Annotated in this window: 11 protein-coding genes; 7 read left to right on the forward strand and 4 right to left on the reverse strand. The window is 29.4% G+C overall.

Annotated features, from left to right (window positions below; genetic code table 11):
* Nucleotides 1-70: 70 nt before the first annotated feature.
* Nucleotides 71-961, forward strand: a complete 891-nt coding sequence (locus AB2369_RS07240; RefSeq protein ID WP_367665809.1) for a phosphatidylserine decarboxylase — start codon at nucleotides 71-73, stop codon at nucleotides 959-961.
* A 346-nt stretch (nucleotides 962-1,307) separates the two neighbouring features.
* Here AB2369_RS07240 and AB2369_RS07245 read toward each other — a convergent pair whose 3' ends face one another.
* Nucleotides 1,308-2,195, reverse strand: coding sequence for a helix-turn-helix domain-containing protein (locus tag AB2369_RS07245; RefSeq protein ID WP_367665810.1), 888 nt, complete (start codon nucleotides 2,193-2,195; stop codon nucleotides 1,308-1,310).
* Between the two features lie 276 nt (nucleotides 2,196-2,471).
* Between AB2369_RS07245 and AB2369_RS07250 the strand changes: the two genes are divergently transcribed.
* Genes AB2369_RS07250 through AB2369_RS07265 form a run of 4 tightly spaced genes read left to right on the forward strand, consistent with a single transcriptional unit; the run spans nucleotide 2,472 to nucleotide 6,264 of the window.
* Nucleotides 2,472-3,296: a sugar phosphate isomerase/epimerase family protein gene (locus AB2369_RS07250; RefSeq protein WP_367665811.1), complete on the forward strand. Its 825-nt coding sequence runs from the start codon at nucleotides 2,472-2,474 to the stop codon at nucleotides 3,294-3,296.
* 10 nt (nucleotides 3,297-3,306) lie between these two features.
* The gene (locus AB2369_RS07255) at nucleotides 3,307-4,152 is read left to right on the forward strand and encodes a sugar phosphate isomerase/epimerase family protein (RefSeq protein WP_367665812.1); all 846 of its coding nucleotides are present in this window, start codon (nucleotides 3,307-3,309) and stop codon (nucleotides 4,150-4,152) included.
* A 15-nt stretch (nucleotides 4,153-4,167) separates the two neighbouring features.
* The gene (locus tag AB2369_RS07260; RefSeq protein ID WP_367665813.1) at nucleotides 4,168-5,205 is read left to right on the forward strand and encodes a Gfo/Idh/MocA family protein; all 1,038 of its coding nucleotides are present in this window, start codon (nucleotides 4,168-4,170) and stop codon (nucleotides 5,203-5,205) included.
* A 42-nt stretch (nucleotides 5,206-5,247) separates the two neighbouring features.
* Nucleotides 5,248-6,264 carry a Gfo/Idh/MocA family protein gene (locus tag AB2369_RS07265; protein ID WP_367665814.1) on the forward strand — a complete coding sequence of 339 codons (1,017 nt, stop codon included), beginning with the start codon at nucleotides 5,248-5,250 and terminating at the stop codon, nucleotides 6,262-6,264.
* Between the two features lie 587 nt (nucleotides 6,265-6,851).
* Here the strand turns inward: AB2369_RS07265 and AB2369_RS07270 are convergent.
* Together AB2369_RS07270 and AB2369_RS07275 are read right to left on the reverse strand one after the other, a co-directional pair.
* Nucleotides 6,852-7,706 carry a sugar phosphate isomerase/epimerase family protein gene (locus AB2369_RS07270; protein ID WP_367665815.1) on the reverse strand — a complete coding sequence of 285 codons (855 nt, stop codon included), beginning with the start codon at nucleotides 7,704-7,706 and terminating at the stop codon, nucleotides 6,852-6,854.
* Between the two features lie 244 nt (nucleotides 7,707-7,950).
* On the reverse strand, nucleotides 7,951-8,367 hold the full coding sequence (locus AB2369_RS07275; RefSeq protein ID WP_367665816.1) for a zinc ribbon domain-containing protein: 417 nt from the start codon (nucleotides 8,365-8,367) through the stop codon (nucleotides 7,951-7,953).
* Nucleotides 8,368-8,477: 110 nt separating this feature from the next.
* On the opposite strand from AB2369_RS07275, the gene AB2369_RS07280 reads away from it, so the two are divergent.
* On the forward strand, nucleotides 8,478-9,236 hold the full coding sequence (locus AB2369_RS07280) for a (S)-benzoin forming benzil reductase (RefSeq protein ID WP_367665817.1): 759 nt from the start codon (nucleotides 8,478-8,480) through the stop codon (nucleotides 9,234-9,236).
* A 311-nt stretch (nucleotides 9,237-9,547) separates the two neighbouring features.
* Here the strand turns inward: AB2369_RS07280 and asd are convergent, their stop codons facing one another.
* Entirely contained in the window at nucleotides 9,548-10,642 is a 1,095-nt protein-coding gene (gene asd, locus AB2369_RS07285) for an aspartate-semialdehyde dehydrogenase (protein WP_367665818.1), read from the reverse strand.
* A gap of 273 nt (nucleotides 10,643-10,915) precedes the next feature.
* Here asd and AB2369_RS07290 point away from each other — a divergent pair.
* Nucleotides 10,916-11,302, forward strand: a 387-nt coding sequence (locus AB2369_RS07290) for an AraC family ligand binding domain-containing protein (protein WP_367665819.1), incomplete at its 3' end; no start/stop codon positions are given.

Genomic DNA, 11,302 nt, shown 5'->3' on the forward strand with positions numbered 1-11,302 from the left:
CATTAATGCTTTATAATTTATATATTAACTAAATTTTAAAAAATAAATTCTTATAAGCGAGGGATTTTTCATGATAAAAGTATATAATCGAAGAACTAAAAATTATGATATAGAAAAAGTAGCTGGAGAAAAATATTTAACTTGGAATTATTCTTCTCCTATAGGAATGAATTTTCTTGAACTTTTTATTAAAAGAAAGTTCTTTTCAAAGATTTATGGATGCTATTGTGATACAAAATTCAGCTCAAAAAAAATATCTAAGTTCGTTAAAGATTTAGATATAGATATGTCTATTGCAGAATCTAAAAAAGAAGATTTCAAATCCTTTAATGAGTTTTTTATAAGAAAACTAAAACCTAATTCTAGACCTATTGATACTACTCCTGGGGTGTTAATTTCCCCAGCAGATGGAAGACTTAAGGCATTTACAAATATAGACCTTAATAACATAGTTCAGATCAAGGGATTTACATATAACCTAAAAGAACTTATAGGCGATGATGAAATAGCTAAACAGTATGAAAATGGTACATGCATCATAGTAAGATTATGCCCAAGCGATTATCATAGACTACATTTTGTAGATGATGGAACTTGTTCTGAATCTAGAGAAATGAATGGCCACTATTACTCTGTTAACCCTATTGCCCTTGAGAAAGTTCCAAAGCTTTTCTGTCAAAATAAAAGAGAATGGAGTATTCTACATTCAAATAATTTTGATGATATTATATTTATGGAAGTAGGTGCTACCTGTGTTGGTACCATAGTTCAGACCTATACTCCAAACTCTGAGGTAAAAAAGGGAGATGAAAAATCATATTTTAAATTTGGAGGTTCTACAGCCATATTATTCTTTAAAGAGAATACTATAAAGATAGATGAAGATATATTAGAACAATCAAGTCTTGGACTTGAAACCCATGTGCTAATGGGAGAGAGACTAGGTATTAAAACTCACTAAAACTTATATAATTTTCTATATTTATTTTAAATAAAATGCTTCTAAGGTTCAGTTATAGTATATCCTTTACTCTAACTAAATCTTAGAAGTTAATTTACAAAATATCTTTTCATACTTAATTATAATATAGGATTCATAACTAAAATTTTACCTCATACTCATAATTTTTATCTTTTGACCTATACCTTTAAACTATATATAGCTTAAAGCTTTATATAGAAATTCTATATAGGGTTCCTAAGAGAGTTTTTAATTTATACCTATGATTTTTCATATATTAAATCATAACTTAAAGACATACCTAAATTAACTTTTTATCTTGAAATCCTATAATTATCACAACATTTTATACTAATCCAATTACCTTTATAGAATGTGCATATTCTGAAGGCGTCATGCCTACAATTTTTTTAAATGTACTAGAGAAATGATGTATGGATCCAAATCCTAAAGCTTCCGCAATTTCAGTAAAATTTAAATTTTCTTCCCTTATTAGCCTCTTAGACTCCTCTATTTTTCTTTCTCTAAAATAACTCATCACTCCCATATTCATCTTATTTTTAAATAGGGTTTTAAGTTGAGTACTACTTATAGAAAAGTCTCTACATATATCATCAAACATATAGTTTTTCTCTATATTTTCATTAAGATGTAGTACTATTCTATCTACTAAATCCATCTCCATCCTTTCCTTAGTTCTGGATGAAGATCTTTCCTTACTTGAATCTCCCTTATCTTCTCTTATTATCTCTATTAATAACCTCTCTAAATCCATTTTTATAATCTGTTCCCCTCCAAAAAGTCCTTCTCTGCTTCTCTCAAGAAAAACATGGGGCTTCATCATATTAGAGAAACTTTTTTTCCCTTCCTTAATAATTTCTCCAATTATCCTTTTACAGTTATTAGATAGTTTTAATATCTTATGTTCAAAAAACTTCATGATATCTGAATTGCAATAAAAACTTATAACTACTATATTAGGAGCAATTATTCCATTTGCCCATACTGCATGAAATTCATTAGGCTTATGAAATACTATATCTCCTTGTAGAAGTTTGTAACCTTTGTTTTCTGCAAGAATTTCAACTTGTCCCCTATCCACATATAAAAACTCCCAAAAATCGTGCTTTTCCCCTTGAAAAACATAGTCCTTTGCAAATTCAAAGTAATGTATTGTTACTATCTCTTCAATATTAACTACTTTTTTAAGCTGTGTGGAGTTGTATTCAATCATAAACTAATCCCCTCTATTTATAAATAAATATGGTGTCCAAATTTATAAATTAATTGACCTTTATCTTAAATAATCTTATATAAAAAAATTATAAGATTATCTTATAGTAACTCTATTAATCCTAGAGTCTAAATCTCACAAATTTAAATTTTAAAGACTTAATAAGTAACTTAAAAATCCTTATCTTCTCTGATTTATATACTTTTACTAAATTCTAATTTAACAGAACTAATATAATTATACATTAAATTTCCATTTATATGAAAGGGTGATAATGTGAAGGTTGGAGTAATTGTTATATACAATAAATTTACTAATATAAGAGATGAGTTTAAAAAACTTAAGGAAAATAACTTTGATAACTGCCAACTTATATGTTGGGACAATAGTGTATTTACTGAGAATAATGCCAGGGAAGTTTCATCTGCTAAGGAGGAGTTTAATATAGATATAACTGCCATATGGTGCGGATGGCAACAGCCTGCAGTATGGGACTTTTATGATGGTCCCTTAACCCTTGGATTAGTTCCTGAAACCTATAGATTCTGTAGATGTGAGCGCATATTAGAAGGTGCTGCCTTTGGAAATCTCTTAGGAATAAAAGATGTAATTACCCATGCAGGATTTTTACCTGAGGATCCTAACAATAAAGACTATATTGGGGTTATAAGTGCATTAAAACATATATGTATAACCCTTAAGAAAAACAATCAAAACTTTTTGTTTGAAACAGGACAAGAAACTCCTATAACTCTTCTAAGAGCTATAGAGGATATAGCTCTTGATAATATAGGAATTAACATAGATCCTGCGAACCTCCTTCTCTACGGAAAGGCTAATCCTGTAGATGCAGTATACATTCTAGGAAGTTATATAAAAGGAGTTCATGCTAAAGATGGTGAGTACCCTACCACTGGAAGATATTTAGGAGAAGAAAAACAAATAGGAAAAGGAAAAGTTAACTTCCCTATTTTTATAAAAGCTTTAAAAGAAGTTGGTTACACCGGCTCCTTAACCATAGAAAATGAAATGGGGAATAAGGATCACCATAAAGAAATATTAGAAGCTAAAACTTTTCTTGAAAATATAATTAAGGAATAGGAGGCTAATAATGAAAAAAGGTATAAATATCTGGTCCTTTAAAGGAGGTACTCCTTTAATAGAAGCTATGAAAATAGCAAAAGATGCTGAATTTCAAGGCTTTGAACCTGCTTTAAACCTCTCTGGGGAATTAAGTCTAGAATCCTCAGAAAAAGAAATATTAAATATAAAACAAATTGCCCAGGAAATAGACATAAAAATACCTTCCTTAGCTAGTGGGCTTTATTGGAGCTATAATTATACAAGCTCTGACAAAGGTATAGTACAAAAGGCAAAGGATATTACAAGAAAACAACTAGAATTTGCAAAACTCCTAGGTGCCGACACCATATTAGTTGTACCTGGCTCAGTTCATACCGATTTTATACCCAATTGTGAGATTATAGATTATGATATAGCCTATGAAAGATCTTTAGAAACTATGTTAGAGCTTAAAGAATATGCTGAAGAACTTAAAATCAATATAGGTATAGAAAATGTTTGGAATAAATTTTTATTATCACCTATGGAGTTTAGAAATTTTATAGATGAAATAGATAGTCCTTATGTAGGTGCATACTTTGATGTAGGCAATGTTCTTCCAAATGGATTTCCTGAGCATTGGATAAAAATATTAGGTAATAGAATAAAAAAGGTTCACTTTAAAGATTTTAGAAGGAGTGTTGGAAATATAAATGGATTTGTTGATTTGCTGGCTGGAAATGTGGACTTCCCTAAGGTTGTAAAAGCTCTTGAAAATATAGGATATGAGGATTATGTTACAGCTGAAGTTAGTGCATATAATCACCCATCTAACCATATGGTCTATTCAACATCAAATGCTATGGATGTAATATTAAACCACTCTAAATTATAAAAGGAGGATTAAGTTATGGAAAAAGTATTAAAGGTTGGCTTAGTTGGCTTAGGATTTATGGGCCGTGGTCATCTTGATAATTATATAAGACTTGAAAAGGAAGGTTATGCTGTAAAGCTGGTAGCTATTTGCGACATAGATGAAGAAAAACTTTTTGGTGGAAAAGAAGTTAAAGGTAATATTGCTGTTGGCACTGGAAAATATGACTTATCAAAGTATAATCTATACACCAGTGTAGATGAAATGCTGGAAAAAGAGGAACTTGATTACTTAGATACTCCACTTCCAACTTTTATTCATGCTGAAGTAGCGATTAAAGCCTTAAATAAAGGGCTACATGTTTTATGTGAAAAACCTATGGCTTTAAACTCAAAAGATTGTATGGCTATGATAGAAGCTTCGAAAAAAAATAATAAGCTATTAATGCTAGGACATTGCTTAAGATTTTGGCCTGCTTATGAATATCTTAAAGAAACTGTTGAAAGTAATAGATACGGTAATGTTATAAGTGGTTACTTCTTTAGAGGTGGAGTTACCCCTATATGGAGTTATAAAAATTGGCTTCTTGAAAAGGATAAAGGTGGTGGAGCTTTATTTGACCAACATATTCATGATGTGGACACAATAAATTGGCTCTTTGGAAAGCCAAAAGCTGTTTCCACCATAGGAAAGGTTGTTATAGAAGGTAGTGGATATGATGCCCTTTCAACAAACTATGTCTATGAAGATGGTAAGGTCATAAATACTCAAGATGACTGGACTATAAATGGTGAATTTGGCTTTGAAATGACCTACAGAGTTAACTTTGAAAAGGGTTGTTTGGTTTATCAAAAAGGGAAAGTCACAGATTATCCTGTAGATGGAAAGAAATTCGAAGCTGAATTATCTAAGGATGATGGATACTATAGAGAAATTAAGTATTTCATAGATTGCATACTTAATAACTCACCTGTAGATAGGAATACTCCTGAAAGTAATATGGAAACTATAAAAATTGCTGAAGCTGAAGAAACCTCGGCAAATAACAAGGGAGTTTTAACTGAAATTAAGTAAATAACTAATCTTAATTTATACAATGCTATTAGGAGGTGGCTAATGGATAAAATCTATAATGTTGTGGTTATTGGTTGTGGTCATATTGCCTCAGCACATTTAGATGATATATACTATAGAGAAAATATAAACATCTATGGGGTTGTAGATATAAAGGAAGAGAGAGCTCATTTATTTAAAAGAAAATATAATGCAGATTCTTATGATACTAACTATATTAAGTATTTAAAAGATCCATTGGTTGATATAGTGATAATTTGCACTTATCCTTCTAGCCACTTAGAAATACTAGAATCTTCATTAAATCATAATAAACATGTACTTTGTGAAAAGCCTATTGCAACTAATATAGATGATGGTACTAAATTCTTAAACTTAGTTAAAACTTCACCCTCTAAAGTTTTAGTAGGTCACATTCTAAGACATAATTCCTCTTATATGAAGATAAAGGAATTAATAGATAAAGGTATCCTTGGTAACCCTTTAATAATAAGAATGATACAAAACCATCATACTATGGATTGGGAAAAATATTTATCTTTAATAAAGGATACCTCCCCTATAGTGGATTGTGGTGTACATTATATAGATATAGCTAGATGGGTTACTAGTGAAGAGATAACCTCAGTTAGTGGAATATGTCAAAGAACTGAACCTAGTGTACCCTTAGACAAGTATAATTACGGTATGATAAACATGAGACTTTCTGGTGGCTCTGTAGCTTTTTATGAAGCAGGTTGGGGAAATACAATATCATCTAATAATGTGAAGGAATTTATAGGACCAAAGGGACGACTAAAATTAATTCATCAAAGAGATAGATTATATAACAAAGAAGAAGGAGATCTTATAGAATACTATGATTATGAAAGTAATAAGTATGAGATGATAAACATACATTGTAAATGTAAGCCAACCTATAATCAGCTTCTAATGCTTATAGATATGATTGAAAACAATATAGAAGGAACTCCTACTATGGATGAGGTCTTTACTTCCTTTTGTATATCACTAAAGGCTCATGAAGCTATCACTGAAAATAAAATAATAAATATATAAAATTCATATACCTAAAAATAAACAAAACTTAGAGGCATTAAATATGCCTCTCTTTTTTAATTTTAATTATAGCTACTTACCCAATCTTGTATAGTTATCTCTTTAAAATTCATAATCCTTTTCTCCTTATATTCCTAATTTTTATCTTTACTTACTTCATTAATACTTTATATCAATTTCGCTAATATGACATTTATAAGTAATTATTTAGTGATTCATAATAATAATATATATTTTAAACCTAAAACATATATTGATAATAATACATTAAATTTAAAACATAAAAATGAGATTATACAAATTCCTTTAGAAGATTCCCATAATCTAAGTAAGCTTAAAGCTATTTTTTAAGTTCACTTAAACTGTATGTTTATGAGATATTCTAAATGAGATATTAGAGAGATTTTTAAAGAAAATTTACTATCTATTTGTACCTAATCACAAATGCCTTTTAGAAATATAAAATGGGGCTGTGGCATTAAGAATAAATACTACAATATATTTGTGCTAATTTTAAATTTGCAAATCAATATATTATATGTAAATTCCTTAGTGCGGCAGCCCTATTTTATTTAAAAACAGTTATGTTATAAAAGTCCTCTTAAATAGTCCACAGCAAAACTTATTTCCTTATATGGGTTATCCACAATTTCTCTCTCAATTGTTAAGAAACCAGTATAACTTATGTCTTTTAGTGCATTCATATAGTTTTCAAAATCCACACTTCCACTTCCTAAAGGAGTTTCTTTAAAATATTCCTCAAGTCTTATATCCTCAATTCCGCCTTCTGCAAAATAATCATATATTATTTTAGGATCTGTCTTTTTAATCATAACGCCATCCTTTGCATGAGTGTGAACTATATAATCCTTTAAATTATAAACTCCCTGAACTGGATCATCATCTGTTACCATAACTAGATTAGCGGGATCATAATTTACCTTCATACCTTTTGTATTTATAGAATCTAATAAATTCTTTAATACCGCAGTCTTTTCTGGTCCTGTTTCTATAGCAAAATATCCTCCAATATCCTTCCCTACTTCACCTAATTTAAAAAGAGCCTCCTGTAGAATATAATAAGTTTCTTCTCTTTCATCCTCTGGTACTACTCCTATATGAGTTGTCACTACCCTAGTTTCTAAATCTAAGGCTAAATCTAATATTCTCTTTGATTTTTCTATCTTACTCTTATTATCCTTTTCTATAGTAAATCCATGTCCTCCTAAATCTCCACATAGGGCAGATACTAATAAGTCATTACCTCTTATATACTTAAGTATTTCTTTCCTTTTTTCCTTATCTAAATTCTCTGGAGACATAATCCCATCCACTGCATATATCTGTATTCCATTAGCTCCAAGCTCTCTAGCTGCCTTTATTCCATCTAATATAGGAATTTTAAATGAGTCTACAATAACCCCTATTTTATTTCTATACATAGTCCCCTTCACTCCTTAAAGATAATTTAATATGACCTTATACTAGTTTAATATATATTTATAAATAAAATTATTTATTTTCTTATTAAATCCTTATCCAAAGACTTTGCATTTCTAATATCTCATTGATAGTAAGACTTAAGATAATAATTATAAAATGCTTGAATCGTCTGAGCTAGAATTCATCTAGATCAAAATTCCAGATGAATTAAGTTTCCCTTTATGACTATTTAATTTTATGTGTCTAATCTATATGTTTACCACAGTATGGACAATAAGTATATTTACTCTCAAGAACCCCTTTGCAATTACTACAAAGATTATTGCCCATATTTTGTTTTTCTACATCGATTAAATCCCAATAGGTCAACTCTTCTATTTCTCCTTCTTCTATTGCCTTTCCTTTATCATTAGTAACCTCATAAAGTATATTACAATTTGCGCAATATCCATAGTATTTTTCTCCCCATGAACGTATGGGAATAAAGAATATATGAAAATAACTATAGGTTTTTATTAAGGATATACTAGATGTTGTACAATGCCTACATACACATTCTTTAAACTCTTTTACCAACTTTTCCTTTTGTTCTACTCCAAAAATACCTATAAAAAACACTATATTACTTCCCTTCTTTATGTATAATATATATTTTATCATATATTTTTTTAATATTCATACAATATCTTTCATAGTTTTACTAATATACTTTTATATACAATTCGTTATATGTTATCATAAGTTTATAATAATTTAAGGGGGTTATAAGTTTGAAATATTTAATATTAACTGGAGCATCAAAAGGTGTTGGAGAAGGAATTGCTAGAAGTTTTGGGTCTTTAGAGAATGTTAAAATACTAGGTATCTCTAGAAAATCTAATGAAAGATTAGAGAAGGATTTCCCTAATAAAATAAAATTTTTTAATTATGATTTAAAGGACATAAATAATATCTCCTCTTTAATGGATAAGGTTTTTTCAAATATCTGCTTAAAGGATAATGATGAGATATACCTTATAAATAATGCAGGAGTAATATATCCTTCTATGCCAGCCTCTAAGTTAGAAGCTAGTGAAGTTGCTACCCATATTAATATAAATCTTATCTCTCCTATGATGATTTGTAAGGAATTTATTAATAGAACTAATTCCTTTAATGGAATTAAAAGAATCCTCAATATATCCTCCGGTGCAGCTGTAGGTCCTACCTTTGGATGGAGTACCTATGCAGCTAGTAAAAGTGGACTAGATATGTTCTCTAAGGTTCTTAATTTAGAGGAAAGTGAAAAAAATAGTGGTGTTGAAGTCATGGTTTTATATCCTGGAATAATAGATACCAATCTTCAAGAGGAAATAAGAGACTTAGATAAAGAAAACTTTTCATCTATCGAAAGATTTAAGTCATTCAAAAAAGATGGGAAACTTCTTTCTAAGGAGTTAGTTGGAAAAACCATATGCAATATAATACAAGGTGAGGGTTTTAAATCTGGGGAAGTTATAAGAATAACTGAATACTTAGATAATAACTAATAGTAAGCGATAACTCCTAAGTTAGATCTTAAAATTGATACAACTTCTAATATAAATTTCTAAAGTATAAACCTTAAATCTATTCTATAGAAACTAATAAAACTACCTAAAAGCTTATTTTTTAAATATGCTAGTTTAAAAAATAAAAATTATATATAAAAGAAAAGTCATGGATATATTGTAATAGGTATATCCATGACTTTCATTATTTCTATATGACTTTCAGCTTAAATCTTAATCTATACTTAAACTTACTTTTTAATTAGGATGTAAGTCTCGTTATCTTTAAGTTTAATTAAATCAAATTTATTTTAAAGATTTTCCTTTGGAACTATATATCCTTCCTTAGCCAAAAGTTCAGCTGTAAGAACAGATCCACCAGCCGCTCCTCTTAAGGTATTGTGGGAAAGACATACAAATTTATAATCAAATATAACATCTTCTCTTAATCTACCAAGAGTTATACCCATTCCTTTTTCTATATCTCTATCTAAATTTGTCTGAGGTCTATTCTCTTCTTCAAAATAAGTTAAAAACTGTTTAGGTGCATTTGGAAGTTCTAATATCTGTGGTCTTCCTTTAAATGACTTCCAGTGCTCTAGTATCTCCTCTTTTGAAGGTTTATTTTCAAAAGATACAAAAACAGCTGCCATGTGACCATCTGAAACAGGCACCCTTATACATTGAGAGCTTATAACAGGCTCTTCACTATGAACTATCTCATCACCCTCTATACGTCCCCAGACCTTTAGTGGTTCTTCTTCACTCTTCTTTTCCTCTCCACCTATAAATGGTATTACATTGTCATCCATCTCTGGCCATTCTTTTGGTGTCTTACCACTTCCTGATATAGCTTGGTAAGTAGTTACTACTATCTTTGTTGGCTTAAAGTCCATTAAAGCATTTATAGCTGGAACATAGCTTTGTATAGAGCAGTTTGGTTTTGCAACTATAAAACCTCTCTCTGTTCCAAGTCTCTTCTTCTGACTTTCGATAATAGCTAAATGATGATTATTTATTTCTGGAATTATAACTGGTACGTCCTTTGTCATCCTATGAGCAGAGTTATTTGAAACAACTGGAGTTTCAGTCTTTGCATACTCTTCTTCAATTCTTCTTATATCATCTGCTGGCATATCTACTGCACAGAGAACAAAATCAACTAAAGCGCTTATTTCATTAACCTCATTTATATTTTTAACTACAATATTTTTAACTATCTTTGGCATCTCTATATTAAGTTTCCATTTTCCATTAACTGCGTTCTCATAAGTTTTATTGGCTGATCTCTCACTAGCCGCTAAAACAGCTATTTCAAAGAATGGATGGTTATGAAGTAAAGTTATTAATCTTTGACCAACGAATCCTGTTGCCCCTAATATTCCTGCCTTTAATTTTCTTTTCATATCTAAACCTCCGTAATAATTGTTATATAAACATATTAATTTCTTTTCTTACTAAAGAACACTTATCTTCCGTATAATTAAACAAAACTTAATAATTTATTTTTAAAAAGGCTCAGACATAGTCAGAGCCATAAGTTAAAGTGAATTAGTGTTTTAATTTTTTAAGTGTCGTGCTTTAATACTATTATATTAAAATTTTTTGCATAATATATAGTTAAAACTGCTAATAATATTGCAAAAAGTGCTATGATTATATTAAAAGGAGGTTTCATCATGGATATAGACGGTACTTCATCTACTAATAAAAGAGGTTACTTAAATAAAGATTTTCAGCTTTTTCATCTAAAAGATAAATTAAATCAGGAATTTGAACTTCACTATCATGATTTTAAGAAGATTATTATATTAATTTCTGGAAAAGTATCTTATTTAATTGAAGGAAAATCTTATAGATTAAAGCCTTGGGATATTCTCCTTGTTAATAGCTATGAAGTTCATAAACCAATAATTGATAGTAGCGAACCCTATGAAAGATATGTTCTTTGGATAAATTCTGATTTCCTAACTCTTAATAACAAGGATAATTGTGATCTTTTAAACTGCTTCTCTGTATCTTCTAAAGAAAAACTTAATCTTTTAAGACCTAAAGATAATTGGATT

Source organism: Clostridium sp. (genome assembly GCF_040797585.1).
Taxonomy (GTDB): Bacteria; Bacillota; Clostridia; order Clostridiales; family Clostridiaceae; genus Clostridium_Z.